The sequence below is a fragment of the Bradyrhizobium japonicum USDA 6 genome (assembly GCF_000284375.1).
Lineage (GTDB): Bacteria > Pseudomonadota > Alphaproteobacteria > Rhizobiales > Xanthobacteraceae > Bradyrhizobium > Bradyrhizobium japonicum.
Map to the genome: position 1 here is coordinate 2,444,943 of NC_017249.1, position 19,089 is coordinate 2,464,031.

General features: G+C 62.7%; 14 protein-coding genes and 2 pseudogenes. 11 read left to right on the top strand and 5 right to left on the bottom strand.

From position 1 onward, the window contains the following. Window position 1 precedes the first annotated feature (1 nt). A complete protein-coding gene (gene napE / locus BJ6T_RS11445) occupies window positions 2–187 on the bottom strand; it encodes a periplasmic nitrate reductase, NapE protein (protein ID WP_014492512.1) in 186 nt (61 codons plus the stop codon). Between the two features lie 213 nt (window positions 188–400). Between napE and BJ6T_RS11450 the strand changes: the two genes are divergently transcribed. From BJ6T_RS11450 to BJ6T_RS11465, 4 genes and pseudogenes are all read left to right on the top strand, one after another. Continuing rightward, window positions 401–1,528 (top strand): AraC family transcriptional regulator, encoded by a 1,128-nt coding sequence (locus tag BJ6T_RS11450; RefSeq protein ID WP_014492513.1) that lies wholly within the window; start codon window positions 401–403, stop codon window positions 1,526–1,528. Window positions 1,529–1,615: 87 nt separating this feature from the next. Continuing rightward, window positions 1,616–2,845, top strand: coding sequence for an acyltransferase family protein (locus BJ6T_RS11455; protein ID WP_014492514.1), 1,230 nt, complete (start codon window positions 1,616–1,618; stop codon window positions 2,843–2,845). A 56-nt stretch (window positions 2,846–2,901) separates the two neighbouring features. Beyond that, a pseudogene (locus tag BJ6T_RS11460) lies at window positions 2,902–4,106 on the top strand (LLM class flavin-dependent oxidoreductase). A gap of 258 nt (window positions 4,107–4,364) precedes the next feature. Continuing rightward, window positions 4,365–5,153, top strand: a complete 789-nt coding sequence (locus tag BJ6T_RS11465; RefSeq protein ID WP_014492517.1) for a helix-turn-helix transcriptional regulator — start codon at window positions 4,365–4,367, stop codon at window positions 5,151–5,153. Between the two features lie 89 nt (window positions 5,154–5,242). Here BJ6T_RS11465 and BJ6T_RS11470 read toward each other — a convergent pair whose 3' ends face one another. Further along, window positions 5,243–5,941, bottom strand: coding sequence for a winged helix-turn-helix transcriptional regulator (locus BJ6T_RS11470; RefSeq protein ID WP_028170242.1), 699 nt, complete (start codon window positions 5,939–5,941; stop codon window positions 5,243–5,245). 106 nt (window positions 5,942–6,047) lie between these two features. Between BJ6T_RS11470 and BJ6T_RS11475 the strand changes: the two genes are divergently transcribed. Both BJ6T_RS11475 and BJ6T_RS11480 read left to right on the top strand, forming a co-directional pair. After that, window positions 6,048–7,502: an FAD-binding oxidoreductase gene (locus BJ6T_RS11475; protein WP_014492519.1), complete on the top strand. Its 1,455-nt coding sequence runs from the start codon at window positions 6,048–6,050 to the stop codon at window positions 7,500–7,502. A 161-nt stretch (window positions 7,503–7,663) separates the two neighbouring features. Next, window positions 7,664–8,545: a L,D-transpeptidase gene (locus BJ6T_RS11480; protein ID WP_014492520.1), complete on the top strand. Its 882-nt coding sequence runs from the start codon at window positions 7,664–7,666 to the stop codon at window positions 8,543–8,545. 50 nt (window positions 8,546–8,595) lie between these two features. On the opposite strand, the gene BJ6T_RS42515 is transcribed toward BJ6T_RS11480, so the two are convergent. After that, window positions 8,596–9,501: a tetratricopeptide repeat protein gene (locus BJ6T_RS42515; protein ID WP_014492521.1), complete on the bottom strand. Its 906-nt coding sequence runs from the start codon at window positions 9,499–9,501 to the stop codon at window positions 8,596–8,598. Between the two features lie 33 nt (window positions 9,502–9,534). Next, a complete protein-coding gene (locus tag BJ6T_RS48215; protein ID WP_225894945.1) occupies window positions 9,535–9,840 on the bottom strand; it encodes a hypothetical protein in 306 nt (101 codons plus the stop codon). A 274-nt stretch (window positions 9,841–10,114) separates the two neighbouring features. On the opposite strand from BJ6T_RS48215, the gene BJ6T_RS11495 reads away from it, so the two are divergent. The 5 genes from BJ6T_RS11495 (at window position 10,115) to BJ6T_RS11515 (ending at window position 18,046) form a co-directional block, all read left to right on the top strand. After that, on the top strand, window positions 10,115–10,531 hold the full coding sequence (locus tag BJ6T_RS11495; RefSeq protein WP_014492522.1) for a hypothetical protein: 417 nt from the start codon (window positions 10,115–10,117) through the stop codon (window positions 10,529–10,531). A 195-nt stretch (window positions 10,532–10,726) separates the two neighbouring features. Next, window positions 10,727–11,938 (top strand): transglycosylase SLT domain-containing protein, encoded by a 1,212-nt coding sequence (locus BJ6T_RS45475; protein ID WP_240537961.1) that lies wholly within the window; start codon window positions 10,727–10,729, stop codon window positions 11,936–11,938. Window positions 11,939–12,542: 604 nt separating this feature from the next. Beyond that, window positions 12,543–13,715, top strand: coding sequence for a saccharopine dehydrogenase family protein (locus BJ6T_RS11505; RefSeq protein WP_014492525.1), 1,173 nt, complete (start codon window positions 12,543–12,545; stop codon window positions 13,713–13,715). 103 nt (window positions 13,716–13,818) lie between these two features. Next, a complete protein-coding gene (locus tag BJ6T_RS11510; RefSeq protein WP_014492526.1) occupies window positions 13,819–14,256 on the top strand; it encodes a hypothetical protein in 438 nt (145 codons plus the stop codon). 574 nt (window positions 14,257–14,830) lie between these two features. Beyond that, on the top strand, window positions 14,831–18,046 hold the full coding sequence (locus BJ6T_RS11515; protein ID WP_014492527.1) for an ATP-binding protein: 3,216 nt from the start codon (window positions 14,831–14,833) through the stop codon (window positions 18,044–18,046). Between the two features lie 288 nt (window positions 18,047–18,334). Here the strand turns inward: BJ6T_RS11515 and BJ6T_RS11520 are convergent. Next, window positions 18,335–18,968: pseudogene (locus BJ6T_RS11520) on the bottom strand (tyrosine-type recombinase/integrase). Window positions 18,969–19,089 lie beyond the last annotated feature (121 nt).

Below are 19,089 nucleotides of genomic sequence, written 5' to 3' on the forward strand. Positions count from 1 at the left end.
GTCAATGCGGGGAGGGCGGCGGGCCGGGAGGGCCGGCGAACATCTGATAGATCCAGACGCCGAGCCCGTATGAGCCGACCGTTCCGACCGCGAGGACGGGCATCACGACCGCGGTCAGGAACAGGAAAGCGAAAATCTCCATGCGCTTGCGGCGCACGCGCGAAGTCCCGTCGTCAGGGGCCGACATATTCGGTCTCTTTGAAAGGTATAGGAATCGGGACGGCATCCGGGCCGTTGCCTTGCTGCAATTTAAATGCAGCAGGGCCGCTAACGCGTTGATCTGGATCAACTGCTCAAGTTGCGATGATGGTTGTCGACACCGCCAAAAGCGCAAGTTTAGATTGTGCACGCGCGAAGGCGATGCGAGAGTTGAGCTCCCCAATGGAGACGGCAGGGCGTGATGGGGCTCACGGCCATCGATCTCGGTCTTCGCGGCGCAACGAGCGGCGTGTTCCTGTTGATCATTTTCGTGGCGCTGCTGCGTCGAGCCGGCAGTCAGCAGGCTTTGCTTGGCATGGCCATGTCCGCCGGTGGCGTGTTTTACGCCATCGCGACCGCCCCGTTCTTTCCCAAATCGTCATGGTGGTGGGTGTTGCCGATCCTGTCCGCGCAACCCCTCGTGTTCTGGCTGTGGGCGCGCGCGGCGTTCGACGACGATTTCGTGCTCAGGCGATGGCACGGCGGCCTCTGGCTTGGCATCGTGGCCTTCGGCTTTGCGCTCACGCTGGGCTGGGCCTACTCGCCCGCTTTGGCCGGGGCCGGCGGGCGAGGCCTGGCGTTGGTCAATCTGGCGCTGGCTCTCGCGGCCGCGGTCCAGACGGTCAAGACCTGGCGTGCCGATCTGGTCGCGCGCCGCCGTCGGCTGCGGCTAGCGATGCTGGCGATCAATGTCGGGCTCATCGTGGTCGTGGCCGGTGTCGGCTTCGCCGCAATTCCCGTCGCGGTCCCCGGCGCGCCCGGCAGTCTGCCGACCGCGCTCGCCCTGTTCGTGGTGGCCATGATCGCCGGACTGGGGACTTTCGCCACGCAGCCGGTCGTGCCTGTCAACGACGCCACCGCGGCGATCGCATCCGGCGGCGGACGCGGGGCCGATCGTGCTTCCACGGGCCGGGTCGCCGTCGACCCCCGGGTCGCCGTCGACCCGATCCTGCTGCGGCGTCTCGACCATCTGATGACCGTGGAACGAAGCTACCGGCAGGAAGGCCTCGCGATCGGGGCGCTCGCCGCGCGGCTTGACGTTCCCGAGCACCGGCTGCGCCAGGCCATCAACGAAGGGCTGGGCTATCGGAACTTCAATGCGTTCCTGAACCGCTATCGCATCGAGGATGCCAGGCTGGCGCTCTCGGACGCGACGCAGCGGGAGGTCCCGGTGCTGACCATCGCCATGGATGCGGGTTTCCAGTCGATCGGACCTTTCAACCGCGCCTTCAAGGCCGAGACCGGCGTAACCCCGACCGAATTCCGGCGCGAGGCGCTGAGCCGGCCGGATAGGGCTGACATCCGCGAACCGCGTCGAGAAATCGGCTAGCCGATTTTTGGATCGGGCGAGAGGGCCGCGCCCCGATTCGGCAGATTGTCTGGCGGAAACCTTTCGCCAACCGGAATGAGCGCATCCATGTCTGCTTCGACCACCGCCGCTCCCGCATCGGAACGGCTCCATGCCCTCGATGCGCTCAGAGGCGGCGCCCTGTTGCTCGGCATCGTCCTGCACGCCGCAATGTCGTTCGTGCCTGCCACGCCCCGGTTCTGGTTCATCCAGGACACCCATCCAAGCCTGCTGCTCGGCCTGCTGACCTTCACGATCCACGTCTTCCGGATGACGACCTTCTTCCTGATGGCCGGTTTCTTCGCCCGCATGAGCTTTCATCGCCGGGGCACCCAGGGCTTCGTCCGGGACAGGCTTCAGAGGATCGGGCTGCCGCTCGTGATCGGTTGGCCGATCCTGTTCACGCCGATGAGCCTCATCGCGATCTGGGCGTCGCATTTCCCGAATGGCGGCTGGTCCCGCAGCTGGCCGCCGGTGCTGCCGAATTTCCCCCTGGCCCATCTCTGGTTCATCTATGTGCTGCTCGAGCTCTATGTCGCCATGCTGCTGCTGCGCGGCGCATTTGTCTGGCTCGATGCATCAGGCACGTGGCGAGCGGTGATTGACCGCGTCTTCGCAGGGATCATGAGAAGTCCGCTGGCCCCCCTGGTTCCGGCGATCCCGATCGGTATCGCATTCTGTCTCGACCAACGCTGGATCAACGTGATGGGCGTGAGGACGCCGGATCAATCGCTCATCACCAACGCACAGGCCTGGATCGGCTTTGGCTCCGCATTCGCCGTCGGCTGGCTGCTGCATCGGCAGGTCGATCTGCTGCGCCTCATCGAGCGACGCTGGTTGCCGCACCTCCTGCTCGCGGTCGTCCTGATCCTGATCAGCTTCGTGCTCGCGGGTGTGATGTTGTCTGCGCCGGGCGCGCCGAAATTGCCGGTCAGTTTCGCGACGCTCAGGCTTGCCTCCGCCATCCTCTACGCGCCCGCAATATGGATTGCGACCTTCGCGGCCATCGGCCTTGCGCTCCGCTTCATGTCGGGCTTCAGCCCGACCCGGCGCTACCTCGCCGATGCCTCCTACTGGCTCTATCTGATCCACATGCCGATCGTGATGGCGCTCCAGGTCGCGCTGTCGCAACTCGACTGGCCCGGGCTGATCAAGTTCACAATCATTCTCGCCGTTGCAATTCCCGTGATGCTGGCGAGCTATCATCTGCTGGTGCGCTTCACTTTCATCGGCGTGGTCCTGAATGGCCGCCGCGCCGAAAAGCGCGTTCTCCCGCACGGCGGAATTGCCACTGCGTAGACAGCGCCGCCCCGCTCACTAAGATGAGCGCAACAAGAATAAGCGGGAGAGGCGTCATGAAGTTCGGCATCTTCTACGAGCTGCAGCTGCCACGGCCCTGGGTGGCCGGCGACGAGCTGAAGCTCTACCAGAACGCGCTCTCGCAGATGGAACATGCCGATAGGCTCGGTTACGACCACGCCTGGGTCGTCGAGCATCACTTCCTCGAAGAGTACTCGCACTCGCCCTCGCCGGAATCGTTTCTCGCGGCGGCAAGCCAGCGCACGAAAACATCAGGCTCGGCCACGGCATCCTCCAGCTCACCACCAATCATCCGGCGCGCGTCGCCGAGCGCGTCGCGGTGCTCGACCTGCTCTCCAACGGCCGCTGCGAATTCGGCATGGGTGAGAGCGCCTCCATCACCGAGCTGACGCCGTTCGACCGCGACATGGAGACCAAGAAGGAGGTGTTTGAGGAGGCCGTGCAGGCGATCTTCCCGATGTTCAGGGATGCGGGCAGCGAGCACCACGGCAAGTATTTCGACATTCCCTTGCGCAATGTCGTGCCGAAGCCGGTGCAGAAGCCGCATCCGCCTTTGTGGATGGCGTGCTCGCAGCTGCCGACCATCGAACGCGCCGGCCGTCACGGCTTTGGCGCGCTGGGCTTCCAGTTCGTCAGCGCGGATGCGGCGCATGCCTGGGTGCACGCCTATTACAACGCGATGACCAAGCGATTGCACAAGCTCGCCGACTACGAGATCAATCCGAACATGGCGCTGGTCTCGTTCTTCATGTGCGCCAAGACGGACGAGGAAGCGCGTGCGCGCGCCGACGGCGCCACCTTCTTCCAGTTCGCGCTGCGCTTCTACGGCGCCTCGCAGAACCGCCAGCGCCCCGCGCCCTACACCGTCAACATGTGGGACGAGTACAACAAGTGGAAGCGCGACAATCCCGAGGCGCAGGAGGCGGCGCTGCGCGGCGGCCTGATCGGCTCGCCCGAGACCATCCGCAGGAAGCTGAAGCGCTTCCAGTCGTCGCATATCGATCAGGTGATCCTGCTGAATCAAGCGGGCAAGAACAGCCACGAGCACATCTGCGAATCGCTCGAGTTGTTCGGCCGCGAGGTGATGCCGGAATTCCAGAACGACCCGGCGCAGGCGGCCTGGAAGCAGGGCGTGATGAGCGGCGAGATCAAGCTGGAGGAGATCGACACCGAGGCTTTCACGGATCGCTACGGCAAGCTCGCGATCAACGTCGCGCCGGCGAAGGCGGCGGCGGGGTAGGGGGCGCAGGCGTTTCCGTTGTTGCGGCATGGGCCCCGGCTCGGCAGCGCACCGCTGAAGAAGCGCTGCGCTGCGTCCGGGGCACGAGACCATCCTCTGCATCGACCAGCAACACTCTCGTGTCCCGGACGCGCGGCAGCGTGTAACGCTGCTGCGCAGAGCCGGGACCCGGAAGGCGGCATACGCCGACCCAGCCGACTTCCTGCCAAATCCCCTTGCTGATATCGTCCGCCAAAAGAACTTTTGCGGAGGAAACCAATGCGGCCCCACGGCATGGCCTCAACTCCAGCGGCGAACGACATCGCGCCGGCGGTGCTCGCCATCGGCCGACCTGATTTCCCGAATGTCCTCATCGACACACTGCGCCGGCAGGCGGGCGTCGGCCATTGCATGGTGTTCGCGCTGGCGCGCACCGGCGCGGCGAGCTGTCTGCTCGACGCCGGCAACATCCCGATCGGCAGCGATCTCGGCGCGGCCTATGCCGGCCAGTTCCACGAATCCGATCCCAATCGTGATGCGCTGTTCGAGGCCGAGACCAGCACGCCGGTCATGCTGCCGTCGTTCGCGCCGCGCATGTATGGCGCGCGCTACCGGAAAATCTTCTTCAATGACTCTGATATCGTCGACAAATATGCGACAGCGATCTGGGTCGGAGACACCTGCTTCTATGTCAATTTCTACCGCATCACGGCCCAGGGCCGCTTTGGCGACGCCGAGCGTGCGCGGCTTCAGGTTATTGCGCCTGCGATCGGCGCCAGCGTTGCGCGTCATTTCCAGCAGGCGGCCACCGCGACGCCCGACCAGAACCTCGCTGCGTTGTTCGCAACGCGCGCGCCACTCTCCGCGCTGACGCCGCGCGAGCAGGACGTCTGCCGCCGCATCCTGCTCGGCTTCAGCTCCGAGGCGATCTCGCAAACGCTCGGCATCAGCCTGCATTCGACCCTGACCTACCGCAAGCGCGCCTATGAGCGGCTCGGCATCTCCTCGCAGAATGAATTGTTCTCGATCGTGCTGGGCCTGCTGGCTGGTCCGCGCGGCCTGAACTGAGGGGACTTGGTCTGCGATATCTGCTTCCGAGAGCAAAGCGGACATGCAATCTGCCGCCAGGGTTGTCGCCTCTTGACCCGTCGCGGACATCAGGCGGCGGAGCTCGTAGAGGTGCGAGAGACCGGCCTGATGTGCGCGAACATGCTGCGGGCGTTCCAGGTTGGGAACGCTCTTATCAGCGAGGGCGGGCCGTCGAGTTGGATGCGGCCCTCGCCAGTGGCTTGGGCCCAGGTGAGCTGGCCGGCATGCCATTTGACGAATGCTTCCGCTTCCGCCGTGATGTAGAGATCCTCTTCGAAGCCGGGGTTTGTCTTGCAGATCTCGGTGTCTCCCAGTTCGATGAGTAGCCAATAGCGCTCGCGGCGCGGGCGGCCGGTGAAGTCGAAGCGGATGACGACGCGTCGATCCGGGAGCCGGTCTTGGCGGAGCGCGTTGCACATCGACCACAGGGCCACAAAGGGGTCGAGGTGCTCGGGGGCGATCTCGAGCCAACGCGCACCCCACTCGCCGAGCGACTGACAGACCGTGAAGAGATCGTGGCCTGCGGACGTGAGTTCGTAGCGGTGCCCGCGCCCGTCGGACTTGAATGCCGACTCGACGAGACCGACCCGTTCGAGCTGCTTGAGCCGTTGCGAGAGCAGGGTACGGGAGAGTCCGGGCGCGCCCTCCAAGATCTCGCTGAAGTTTCCGCAGCCAAGGTGCAGGTTGCGGATGATCAGAGGTGTCCAGCGCTCGGCGAAGATCTCGGCGCCACGAGCGATGGGACAATATTGGCCATACGTCCTCATGAGCCCAGTGTCCCACACCCGCCTTCGGCTTTGAAGTCCAGATTCTTGACTATGCGACGGTGGCTCGCCGTGGTCCGATCTCGCCTCTCGAAGAGAGGAGGACACCATGACGACACCAATGTCCGGGGAAGTCAGCCAACGCAGCAAGGGGCCACCCCTCGTGGAGATCGACGGGTTCCGAGGCCGGCTAATCAGCGCCGACCACGCCGACTACGACAGCGCCCGTGCAGTCTGGAACGGTGCCATTGACCGGCGCCCGCACCTAATCGCCCGTTGCATCGGAACCGCCGACGTGGTCGCGGCCGTGCGTTTCGCCCGCAACCACGATCTAGGGATTGCTATACGGGGCGGAGGCCACAACGTGGCGGGCACTGCCGTTTGCGACGACGGGATCGTCATCGACCTCTCGGCGATGCGGGGCGTCCGCGTCGATCCCGCCGATCGCAGGGCCTGGGTGCAGGGCGGCGCGCTGTGGGGCGACGTCGACCACGAGACGCAGGCGCACGGTCTGGCCACTACCGGCGGAATCGTGAGCCACACCGGCGTCGCCGGACTCACCCTCGGCGGTGGTGTCGGCTGGCTGATGCGCAAGCACGGCCTTACGGTCGACAATCTGCTCGCCATTAACCTCGTAACGGCCGACGGCGGGCTGTTGCGGGTGTCCGAGGACGAGCACCCCGACCTGTTCTGGGCGTTGCGGGGCGGCGGGGGCAACTTCGGCGTGGTCACCTCGTTCGAGTTCCGCCTCCACCCCGTCGGACCCATCGTCCTGGCCGGGCCCATCCTCTGGGATGCGACCGACGCCGCGGAGGTCCTGCGCCTCTACCGCGACTTCATCGCAGACGCTCCTGACGAACTCGGCACGGTCGTAAGGTTCGGCACCGCGCCGCCGCTAACGGTCATCCCCGAGAATTTGCACTGGCGCCCAGTGATGATGGTTGGTGCCTGCTACGCCGGGCCGATCGAGGAAGGCGAGCGCGTGCTCCGCCCGCTCCGCGCATCCCGGCCCCCCCTCCTCGACCTCGTCGGGCCCGCGCCGTACGTGGGATTCCAGAGCGCGCTCGACTCGACTGTCGTCCACGGTTGGAACTACTACTGGAAGTCCACCCACCTCCCCGAGCTCCGCGACGACCTCATTGACGTGATCACCGAGCACGCGTTCTGCTGCTCGTCACCGCGGTCGTACGCGGCGATGTTCCATCTGAAGGGAGCGGTGAGACGAATAGCCGAGGGCGCGACGGCATTCGGGAACCGGCAAGCGTCGCACGCAATCACGCTCGATGCTGTGTGGCGGTCCGGAGAGGACTTCGGCGACCGGGACACGGCATGGACGAGGCAGTTCTTCGCCGCCCTCCGCCCCTTCCGCCAGGGCGTTTACGTCAACTTCCTCGGCGGCGACGAAGATCCGGGCCGGGTCCGCGAGGCGTACGGCGACGCCGTCTATGACCGGCTGGTTGACGTAAAGACCACGTACGACCCCGAGAACGTCTTCCACCACAACCAGAACATCCGCCCCCGCGCCGGGACGCGGATCATCGGGCCCACCAGGGCGCCACATTAGCGCACTGATGGCGGGGATTTCGGGAGCCGACCGCTTTCATGCTGCCGCACAAGAGCTCGGCGTTAACCATCGCCAACGGCTCCAGTCGGAGCGAAATCGCTTCGAAGTTTCTTAAATTTTGCCGGGTACGTCTTCCGGGCATAGTGACTTGGGGAAAGAGTATGGGTAAGCGGGCCAAACGTAAGAAGGCAGAGGCCCTCGCAATACCCATGGCCGCGAGAGTCGCAATTGGCGCCGTGGCCGTCGCCGTCGTGGGGTATAGCTTGCTGTCCAGCCCGGCGGACGTGCAACCGATACGAAAACCGTCCGCACACGAAGCCCAGGCATCGTCAACTCCGGTTTACGTGGCAACTCCAGCTCGTGTATCAGCGCCAGCTCCGGCTGCGATTCCGGTCCCGGCTCCGATCCCGGCCCCGGCGGCTCTGGTCGAACCACCCAAAGCCGACGCTGGCGTTCCCGGAGCGCTTGTCCGGCAGGTGGTCGACTACGCCAGCCGCCAGGCGCCGGGCACCGTGATCATCGATACCGGAAACACATTCCTCTATTTCGTTCTGAACGACAGGCAGGCGATGCGCTACGGCATCGGTGTCGGGCGCGAAGGTTTCACATGGTCCGGTGAGCAGACTGTGGCCCGTAAGGCAGAATGGCCGGATTGGCATCCGCCTGTGGAGATGGTCTCGCGTCAGCCCTATCTGCCGCGATTCATGGCGGGCGGTCCGGGCAACCCGCTCGGCGCCCGGGCGATGTATCTCGGCGAGACCGAATATCGAATTCACGGCACCAACAATCCCGATACGATCGGGAAGAAGGTTTCGTCCGGCTGTATCCGGCTGACCAATGACGACGTCACGGACCTCTACGAGCGGGTGAAAGTCGGAGCGAAAGTGATCGTGCTTCCGGCAACCGCAGCCCGCAGGCCATCCCAGGGAGCGCCGGCCGACGCCGCGTTCCGGTTGCCGGACCCGGCATCGCCGTCGAAGCGGCCCCTGGCGGCCAACGCGCAGATGTTGTCATCTGGACCGAAGATCGCCGAGGTCCGGTAAATCAGTCCTCTGTCCTCGGTCTGCAACTGAGGACAAGGAGGCAATTCTATCTAACCCGACGATCGCTTCTCGATAGCCGTCGCGATACTCTCCAAGGCGGCGTTCCTGCGCTTTATCTCGACGAGTTCATTCTCGCACATCTGAACCATCGTCGGCCCAGACCACCGTCCCGGCAAATGGGCGCTCCTTCGGCAACAAAGCCAGATCACCACTGCCAAAAAGGCAGCAGCAGCGAGCCATGATAGCGCCTGCCGCCGATCGAAGTCCGCGATGGCGCCGCGGAAATCGCCCTTGGACAGGTGCGCAATGGCGCGATTGCTGTAAGCGGAATAGTCGTGAGCATATTCCGGATCGAGTGCGATCACCCGGTCGTAGTCGGCGGTGGCACGATCAAAATCGCCCTTGGCAAAATAGGCGTTGCCTCGCGCGGTGAGAGCGAAACTATTGTTCGCACCAAGCTGGATACTCTCGGTATAGTCCGCGATGGCACGGTCATTGTCGCCTTTGGCCTGATAGGCGTAGCCGCGCTCGCCGTATCCGACCCGCTTTCCATAGTCCGACAGGCCACCTTCGAACGCCTGGTTAACGTCCGCTATCGCCCGGTCGTAGTCGTGCCGTTGGTTGTAGATGTGCGACCGATTGAGCAGTGATCCGCCGGATTTCGGGTTAGCTCGGATCGCCTCGGTAAAGTCTTTCAAGGCTCGGTCGTCGAGATCGGCAAAGCTTGTCCATGACCAGGAGTAGCCGCGCGCATGATAGAGGGCGGACAGGTCTTGGTCATTGCTGTCTCCGCTTTCGATCGCGCGTGTACAGGCGGCGATCGTCGCGGCAGCGGTTTCCTTCGACCCATTCAAACACTCCTGTCGATCGTCGGCTGCCGCCGGCTGGCTGACAGCAGCGGCTGTTGCGAATGCCAAGGCAATCAGCCAGACGTGCGCGGAAATCCCTGAGCGCATATCCTTCCTCCCCGCGATGCGCCAGTGTTCGAGCTAACCCGGAGACGGCTTTTCCAGAGCCGCCGCGATCCTTTCCAACAATGCGTTCGTGCGTTGGGTCTCGGCGACCTGCTGCTCGAAGAGATCGACCCAACTCGCCCCGGATGATGCGCGCCCATTCCTGCGCGAAAACCATAACCAAACGCACACCAGCGCCAGGAAGGGTAACCAGGAGACAATCAGACTCACCAACCAGTACGGCGCACCACCGCGTGGTGTGAGCGTAAACCAGGCGAGAAGAACTCCGACGAGAGCGATCCACACGACAACGGGCAGAAACCAAGAGCGAAGCTTGGTCATTCCAGGCACGATAGTCCCCTTGGTTGGTCTCAGGAAGGGCATGCTATCATTGGTTGTTTGGCCTTTCCATGTCCTCCCCTCTGCAGCAGTCGCAACGTGGTTAGCCGTTCCTTTGCGAGATGCCTCAGCCACCATGAGAGGCTCGTCGTCATGATGAAAGTGACGGCGCCATATAGCTCGCTGCAATTGTCCGGATTTGGCTCGAAGCCGACTGACTTCGCTCTGGAACGTTCGCGCGTGACCCCTTAGCAGAAATTAACGTTGTGCGACCAACATGCTCAACATGTATTCCGAATGGCGTCGTCAACTGCCCTATTTGGTTCATACCAATAGAGAACTTGGCTTAATGCTGAGGGGGACCAAGCCCCTCGCATATTTCAAGGATTTCGTTGGCCACGAGCCGGACATCTGCATTCGGTATTGGCGCATGTTCGACAGGCATGTTGCCGAAGGCCGCTTCATAAGACGCGAGTTGATCGAAGCCTGTCCTGGCGCGCCGCAGCTCGAATATCGGATGCTGTTTTACACATTGCCCGGCAGCGAGTGGCGGGTTGACGCCATGCTTGCGCTGCTAGGCGAATCCGGAGCTTGGTCCGATGATCGCGAACGGCGCTTTGGCGAGTTGCTTGGTTACGAGAGCTGGCAGATCGACTATTGGCTGATGCATGGCCGCTCGCTCGCGGATGCTTAGTCCGCGTTGGGCCTCTCGCTAGCGCGCCTATGAGCGTCTCGGCATCTCCTCGCAGAACGGATTGTTCCGTCCAGCCCAATTGTCTGAACCTTGAAGGCATTTTCAGTCTGCTGCCCAACGTTGCCTGGACGACCTCGGTTCCCGTGACGGAACGATCGGGTTCCGAAGTTGGTCAGCATCGCTGTCCAGTGCGTCTTGGCCGCAACAGCCAGTGAGAAAATGCGGGCCGTCCAGCCTCATGCCTTCGTTGTGGCGAATCCAAAAATAAACCGATACCGGATTGGGGCCGGGCTGAACACGGGGTGGTTGGATCGATTGGGGGCCGCGGCCGCGCGGCTGGCGACATTGAAGATTTGGCAAGCAAGCTGTATTGCCGGCGCGCTGACAGTGACTTCGCTTGCCGCGATTGGTCTGATCGCGGTACCGCGTCCAAGCATCGCAACGGCGAATGCAAGAGTGGCTGATGCATTCAGCGGCATCCCGCTGAATGTGACGACGGTCCTGGCAAATGCCGGCGCCGCATTTCCGGCCCCGGCCATCGAGACGAAATTCGATACGGGATTGTCGGCTAATGCGATCGTTGCGGCGGGATTCAGCGCCGCGGCGCCGGACTCGGTGCCGCCATCCGATGCAACCACTTCGCAAGGGCCAATGTTGCAGGTCGCCAGCCTTGAGGTGGCGTCGCCCGAGAGCTCGGCAACGCTTCAGCAGGACCGTCCGCCCGTTGCTTCGCCCAATCCGGGCGAAGGCAAACCGTCGTATCTCAAATACTACGTCTACTCGGAAATTCCGCCGCCGGAGAAACCCGCGAAGATCGCCTTGTCGGCGTTGAGCGGCGTTCCGCTCGGAACGCCCGTCCAGGAGATCGAACGTGCAGCCGAAGCGTTCGGTGTCGATGTCAATTTCATGAAGGCGGTCGCCAAGATCGAATCCGATTTTGATCCCAAGCAACGCACCGGCTCCTATATCGGCCTGTTCCAGCTGAGCAAGTTTGAGTTCAGCAAATACGGATCGGGCGACATCCTCAATCCTCGCGACAACGCTATGGCTGCCGCCTACAAGTTTCTCAGCGAGGCTGCGCTATTCGAAATATTGACGCACAAGAAGCCGACCTTTTCCGACCTTTACCTGATCCACCAGCAGGGCTGGGAAGGAGCCGCCCAACACATCAGCCGTCCGCAGCGGATTGCCTGGAAGTCGATGTGCGCAACCCGGGAGGGCTTGGCGAAGGGTGAGCGATGGTGCAAGCGCGCTATCTGGGGGAACACGCTGCCTGCGGTCAAACGCGAATGGAAGTCGGTCGATAGTCTCACCTCGGGTGCGTTCGTGGCGATGTGGCGGGACCGCGTCGACACGTTCTATGCCCGCTATCCTGTGCTAACTGCGGCGGCCGAACGCTTGAGATAGAACAGCTGGCGACTGCCCACACGTACACCTCTGGGTTCACATTCGTTTCGTCGAGAAGCTGTGTCGGTAATCTAGTTTCCGGCGCCAGGTAAGTTTGCGTTCCGCTTGGAAACTGGGTGGTTGTTAGGCCCGGCGGCCGGATCGACCCAACACCTCGACCAGTGCCGTTCCGCGGCCCGGACTCCTATTCACAGGCAATCAGGTCGGCTGATGGCCCGACTGAGACATTCCGACCGGCCCGGAAACTGTCCGCTTATCGAGGGGAGACCGGAAGTGGCTCGCCCGCGGTCAAAATGGCGTATTGACTCCAACCGGACGTTGCGCGCCCCAAGACAGGAACTGTGGTATCCTCCGTCAAACGCGATGGGACGGTTCAATGAAAGCGGCTGCCCCCTCGAATGGCACTTGCTGCGCGTCCTCGTGTCCTCGCCGGCTCCGGGACAGCATAAAATGGCCTGGCATCCCCACCTCTTAGGCGCCTGCTCGGCCCGCGCCGACGAGGTGATCGAATGAGTGCGCTAGGCAGGATGGTGCAATCCAGCCGGCGGAAGACCGATCCGAGTAAGGGGTAGCGCTCTCCCGGGTCTCGAGGAGGACCAGCGTCGTGAAGCGGGACTTCGACCTCATCGTCTATGGCGCGACGGGTTACACCGGCCGTCTCATCGCCGAATATCTGGCGACGTCCTATCGCGGCGACGATGCTCCGTCCTGGGCGATCGCGGGACGCTCGACCGACAAGCTCCAGAAGGTGCGTGCCGACATCGGCGCACCAGACGATTTGCCTTTGGTGAAGGCGGATGCCGGCGAGCCGGCCAGCCTACGTTCGATGTGCGAGCGCGCGACCGCGATCATCACGACGGTCGGGCCTTATCAGCTCCACGGCACCGAGCTTGTGGCGGCCTGCGCGGCCACGGGCACTGGCTATATCGATCTGTGCGGCGAACCGGCTTGGATGCGGCGCATGATCGACGCCCATCACGAAGACGCGAAACGGACCGGCGCGCGCATCGTCTTCTCATGCGGCTTCGATTCCGTCCCGTTCGATCTCGGCGTGCTCACGTTGCAGGACAAGGCGCGCGAGAAATTCGGACGCCCGGCGCGGCGGGTCAAAGCCCGCCTGCGCAAGGTGAAAGGCGGCATGTCTGGCGGTACCGCGGCGAGCGCCCAGGCAACGTTGGCGGCCGCCGCGCGCGACCCGGCCCTGATCCGGCTGCTGACCGATCCCTTCGCGTTGACGCCGGGGTTCACCGGGCCGTCTCAGCCGTCGGGCCTCATCCCCGAATACGACCCGCGTATGAACGTGTGGCTCGTCCCGTTCCCTATGTCGCCGGTCAACACCAAGAACGTGCACCGCACGAATTTCCTGTTGGGGCATCCCTACGGCACGGACTTCGTTTACGACGAGATGATGGTCGCGCCGGGATTGGGGGAAATCGGTCGCGTGACGACGGAGACGTTCGCCACGATGGTTTCCTTGTTCGGGATCGGCGGCCTCAAACACGGCGCAGGCCCGACTCGGGAACAGCGTGAGAAGGGCTTCTACGACATCCTCTTCCTGGGCGAGCTGCCGGATGGCGGACGGGTCGAGGCCGTGGTCACGGGCGACCGCGATCCGGGCTATGGCTCGACCAGCAAGATGATCGCCGAAAGCGCTCTCTGCCTCGTGCGCGACGTGCAGGGCGAGGGCGGCATCTGGACGCCGGGCGCGCTGATGGGTACGGCGTTACGCGAGCGTCTGAAGGAGCGCGCCGGCCTTACCTTCAGCGCGCCGAGGTAACGCTCAGAACTGCAGCGGCGTGCGGGACCTGCTGGTGAGGGGGCGCCAGCATTTGCGATCGGAAAACGGGGCAAACCGGATGCGACCAGAAGGCGAGAATAGCATGACTTCTCAGTGGAAGTATCAGGTTAGATTCGATGTAAGCGATTCTACCACGGCGGAATCGGTACGCCGAGAACTCCGTGATCCGGTGCTTGCGCCGCTATTCGATGTTCTCGCCGAGCATCGCGCGGCACCGAAATGCCAGTTCGACGCTTTTGCCGAGTATGTCGCCGCAGCAGAAGAGCGCGGCGTCGAAAACTATCCGCTCTACGAGTGGACGAAGGCGACGATCGCGGATCCGGCGAAGAAGGAAAAATATTTGAAATCCTTCACGCTCTACGTGGACGAACGGGAGATCTATGCCAAGGAGATTGCTGACGCCCTGGAGGCAGGTTTGCAACCGCTTGCCACCAGCGGGCTAATTGCGCGAATATCCAAGTACGATACGAATCCCGCAAACAATCCGCAGCCGCCGCAGCGCACCAGCGATCAGGGTTAGCCCATCCGCGAGACGGCGCCCTAAGGTTTTCCGAGATTGGCCCTTGCGAGATAGGCCGACCGGCGCCGAAGATGTCCGTTCACTGGGATGGACCTGAAGTCATCGTAACCGGGACAAACAGACGCGAATGACCCGAAGCCGAGATCGGCGAGCACAAGGTCGTGCGCTATTTGGTCGGTCCTCCCGGTGGTCAAATGAGGACATCAGATGGTGGACGTTTGCGTTTTGGGCCCATCGAAAAGCTTTCTTCAAGAATCGCTTGTGAGGGATCCGCACCCGCGCACGCAACAAGGCGGCGATGACGTCGTGTTCGATTTCTCCAAAAGGGTACGGCACGCCGTCACGTCGGATGACGTCGGGGACGCTTCGCGGCCATGGACCCGTCCTAGTGCGGCTGGGAAGCACTGCCATTTCAAGAGTTTGACGCAGAATGCGCTGTACGACTGCGAGCACATGGTATTCAATCCCTGGAACTGTCTGCCTGGGGACGGGCCGCTCGGCAGCGTCAACTGGATGCGGCTCGCCGTCTATCTTGCCTCGCGGCGGGTACGGCGGAAAGTGAACTTGGTGGGTCATGAGCAGCGAGCCGAAGCCCGATCGTTTGGGCGGACTTCAGCGGACACAGGGGCCGCCGAATGTCGAGAATGAGGCTCCGCGTGCCGAACGCCGCCAGCTCACCGTGACATTTATCGACATCGTCGGTTCGACACCCCTGAGCGAGCGGATCGATCCCGAGGAGTTCTTCGCGATTATCAGAACTTACCGCGATATCTGCGACGAGCAGATTCGCCGCTACGGCGGTCATATCGCCAGGATGATTGGTGACGGGTTGCTCGCATTTTTTGGCGTCCCGCAAGCACATGAAAATGATCCTGAGCGCGCGGTCCGCGCCTCTCTGGCGATTGCCGCGGCGATCAAGGAACACAAGTTTCTGCTGTCGGACGGCAGCTTCGTTCGCCTGGGCGTGCGCATCGGGGTCAACACCGGGGTCGTCGTCGTCGGCAGCGTGCCCGGCGAGCCCCCCGATCGACGGGAAGTGTTCGGCAGTACGGCGCATGTCGCTGCCCGCCTGCAAGGACTCGCGAGTGAGAACGGTATCGTAGTTGGCTCGAGCACTTACGATCTGACCCGGAGAACCTTCAGCTATGTGCCGCTTGGCCGACAAGCTCTCAAGGGCGTGGAGGGGCCGGTCGAGGCTTGGCGTGCAGAGGCGCTTGGGTCAAACGAAAGCAGGTTCGACCGCGCGCGGAGGTCGCCTCTTGCCCCGATGATAAACCGAACCAGCGAAAGTGCGTTGCTTGCCGAGATGTGGCAGCAGACTCTCGCCGGCTCGGGGCAAGTTGGCGTCATTTCCGGCGAGCCCGGAATCGGCAAGTCACGTTTGATCCGCCAGTTCCGCAGTTCGCTCGGTGCGTCTCCGCGTGATGTTCTGTCGCTGCAATGTTCACCGTTCCACATTAACACGCCGCTTGCCCCGGAAATCGAGCGCCTCATACGCGCGACCGGCATCCACGACACCGACAACGCGGAACTCGCGCTGGCAAAACTGCAATCGCTGTTGGCGAGCGCCGTCACCGATCTCAAGCAGGCGCTTCGTTACTACGGGGCGGTGCTATCGATCCCCGCATGCGCGGGATACGAGCCCGCGGATTTCGGATCTCCCCTGGAGCGCGAGCGTGCGTTTCAGGTGTTCGTCGACGCTCTTGTCGCCGCCTCGCGCAAGCAGCCGATCCTCGGGATCGTCGAGGACGTCCAGTGGATGGACCCGACCACCATCGAACTGCTGGTACGCGTGATGGCTCGCTGTCCTGGCGAGCGGATCATGGTCCTGATCACGCATCGCGATGATTACAAGGCCGACTGGTTGTCAAGCACGGCAATTAGACGGGTCCCCCTCCGGAAGCTGGCAGCGCATGAATGCGAGCAGATGGTCGCAGCCGTCGCGGGCAGCGATTTCGTGCCGCGCCAGATTACCAGCCAGATCGTGGAAAGGACCGACGGCGTGCCACTCTTTGTCGAGGAGTTCACGCGGGCCGTCGTCGATGCCGGTGCGGTCCCGCCGGCCGCCGTAAGCCCTGTGCCGAAGTTGCCAGAACCCCTGGTGCCGTCAAGTATTCACGATTCCCTGATGGAGCGCCTTGATCGTCTCGGTCCTGCCAAGCGCGTCGCCCAGATCGCCTCCGTTTTCGGAAGGCGTTTCGACTATGAAGGCATTTTCAACGTGTTTCCGGATAAGAGCCAAACGCTGCCACAGGCGTTGCGAGCTCTCGAGAGAGCGGGGATCGTGTATCGCAGCAAGGAACCTCAAGGCGAGGTCTTCACGTTCAAACATGCGATGATACAGGAAGTGGCCTACTCCTCGTTGCTCATGGAGGAAAGGCGTGAACTCCATGCGCGCGTGGCATCGTGGCTGCTCCAGGATGCCTCCATTGAAGAAAGCGGCCAGCCGGCGGTATTAGGCTATCATTATGCGCGCGCAGGCAACATTCCGGAAGCGATCGAGGCCTGGCTCCAGGCTGGAAAATCCGCGCTGCGCAGATCTGCCACCAAGGAAGCCGTGGCTCACCTTCGCGAAGGCCTCTCGCTGATATCCAAGATGCCGGCGTCGCCACGGCGCTTCGAGGCTGAAATTGGACTGCAATCCAATCTGGCGATGGCGTACACGGCCAACGCCGGATGGTCCGACCCGAACGTCTATGGTCCCTACAGTCGTGCGCTCGAGCTTTGCGCGAGCCATGGCACCATTCGCGAGAAGGCGACGGTGCTGTGGGGAAGTACCATAGCCAAGCTGGTCAACTGCGAGCTCACCAAAGGCCTCGAACACGCGGAAAATTTCGTCCAGCGGGCAGAAGAGTGGCGCAACGACGAGGCTGCCCTCATGGCCTACACCGCCGCCGTGATCGCCAATTTCTTCCTCGGTCGTTTGCAGCAGGCGAGTGAGCTCGCGGCTCTGGTCAGCGCTCGCTACAATCCGCGCGAGCACGGCAAGCTGGTCCAGATCTATCAGCATGATCCATTAATTGTATCGCTCGTCTATTCCGGACACATTGAATGGCTGTTGGGCCGGCCTGGCCGGGCCAGAGAGTGCTGCGTGACGGCGCGGCAGCTTGCGAACGAGATTGGACATCCGTTCATGGTGGCTTTTGCCTCCATTCTCGGCGTCGCCGATCACTGGTATGAGGGTGACCTTGCGGAGAACCTTGCCAGCGTGAAGCGTGGTCTGAAGGTCGCTGACGAGTATGGCTATCCGATGTACCGGGTCATCGGTCCATTGTGGGCAACCGCAGCGTTGGCGGCACGAGGCCCCGCGCCGGACGTGCTCGAGCAGCTATGCGGCCTGCTCGATAAGCTGCCCGCCGAGAACCGGTGCATCCAGATGCCGCTCTATCGAATTCTGCTTGCCACGGAATTCGGACGGATCGGGCAGATGGATAGGGCTCGAAACTTCGCTGCCTCGGCTGAGGCTCTGGTGAAGCAAACCGGCGAGTGCTGGGCTGCTCCCGAGATTTACCGGATCCACGGCTCGCTGCTGTGTCGCGATCCATCGCGGGACGACCGGGCCGCCATGCGCTTGTTCAAGCGCTCGCTTGCCTCCGCCAGGAAGCTCGGGGCGGTCGGTTGGGAATTGCGCACGGCGATCAGCATCGCACGCCTGGTCAGCGCAGGCGAGAGCGCATCCGGACGCACTGAGGCACGAGACCTGCTAATATCGACCCGGGCGAAATTCGCATCCGCGGAAACTTCCCGCGATCTGCGCGAGGCTGATGATCTGGCGAGAGTGTTGAACTAGTGTTGGCGCCTGAGATCGGATCGTTGGAGCCGGTGATGCGCGGAGTCTGGAGGCCAAGATTCAACCAATCGCAGGACATAGCCTCGAACTTGGCGCCGACGCACAAAGTTAGCCGAATGATGCGCCGCGCAATTCGAGTCGAATTGCAAGGTTCGACTCCCGATGGTACTCGCGCGCACTGATAAAGTGATCGGCTCAGTGCGCATCTTGTTGCGCTGCATGAGTCCGGATGTGGCCCGAAGCCGCCGATGGTGGACGGGCAGAGCATGTCCGCTCTGCTCAGGTGGTTCAGACATCAACTTGTTCGGCAATCGCGAGCGCGTCATCAACCTCGATGCCAAGATAGCGGACCGTGCTCTCGATCTTGGTGTGGCCGAGCAAAAGCTGCACGGCTCGCAAGTTTCCAGTGCGTCGGTAGATCAGCGTTGCCTTGGTCCGGCGAAGTGAGTGTGTGCCAAACACTCTTGGGTCGAGCCCAATGCTTGCAACCCAATCGGCAAGAAGGCGAGCATATTGACGGGTTGTCATAGCCCAGCTCGGGCCGCGGCGCCCAGTGAATAGGTAGTCACCTGGCGTCTTGCCGGCCACCTTCAGAAAATCATCAACGGACTGACGGGTCTGATCGGTCAGCTCGAACTTGACCGGTCTCCCTGTCTTTTTCTGTCGGACGGTCGCGCGATCGAGTGCGTAGCCGTTCGGTGCAACATCTTCGACCCTCAAGGCAACGACGTCGCAACCACGCAGCTTGCTATCGATCGCAAGATTGAACAGGGCAAGATCACGCGACCGTCTCTCGATCAATAGCCGGGTTCGGATCGACCAAAACTTGGTTTGGCCTCAACGGCGGCTTGGCACCAATCAGCTTGCCCTTGTTCCAAGGGGTGTGGTGGGTAGAGGTGGAAAGGCAATTTTCGTCAGCCATGTCCGTGCTCCTCGTTTTTCGGGGGCAGCAAGCATGCACGTGGCGAGCAGATTGTGTCTGCTTTCAGAGACTTGCGGTCATAGCCGCGTCGTTGGCCGGTCTTAAGTCAGTCGCTCGTGAC

Coding starts and splice junctions, on each gene's coding strand:
- napE (WP_014492512.1), bottom strand. CDS start 187: ATGTCGGCCCCTGACGACGGGACTTCGCGCGTGCGCCGCAAGCGCATG.
- BJ6T_RS11450 (WP_014492513.1), top strand. CDS start 401: ATGGGGCTCACGGCCATCGATCTCGGTCTTCGCGGCGCAACGAGCGGC.
- BJ6T_RS11455 (WP_014492514.1), top strand. CDS start 1,616: ATGTCTGCTTCGACCACCGCCGCTCCCGCATCGGAACGGCTCCATGCC.
- BJ6T_RS11465 (WP_014492517.1), top strand. CDS start 4,365: ATGCGGCCCCACGGCATGGCCTCAACTCCAGCGGCGAACGACATCGCG.
- BJ6T_RS11470 (WP_028170242.1), bottom strand. CDS start 5,941: ATGAGGACGTATGGCCAATATTGTCCCATCGCTCGTGGCGCCGAGATC.
- BJ6T_RS11475 (WP_014492519.1), top strand. CDS start 6,048: ATGACGACACCAATGTCCGGGGAAGTCAGCCAACGCAGCAAGGGGCCA.
- BJ6T_RS11480 (WP_014492520.1), top strand. CDS start 7,664: ATGGGTAAGCGGGCCAAACGTAAGAAGGCAGAGGCCCTCGCAATACCC.
- BJ6T_RS42515 (WP_014492521.1), bottom strand. CDS start 9,501: ATGCGCTCAGGGATTTCCGCGCACGTCTGGCTGATTGCCTTGGCATTC.
- BJ6T_RS48215 (WP_225894945.1), bottom strand. CDS start 9,840: ATGACCAAGCTTCGCTCTTGGTTTCTGCCCGTTGTCGTGTGGATCGCT.
- BJ6T_RS11495 (WP_014492522.1), top strand. CDS start 10,115: ATGCTCAACATGTATTCCGAATGGCGTCGTCAACTGCCCTATTTGGTT.
- BJ6T_RS11510 (WP_014492526.1), top strand. CDS start 13,819: ATGACTTCTCAGTGGAAGTATCAGGTTAGATTCGATGTAAGCGATTCT.
- BJ6T_RS11515 (WP_014492527.1), top strand. CDS start 14,831: ATGAGCAGCGAGCCGAAGCCCGATCGTTTGGGCGGACTTCAGCGGACA.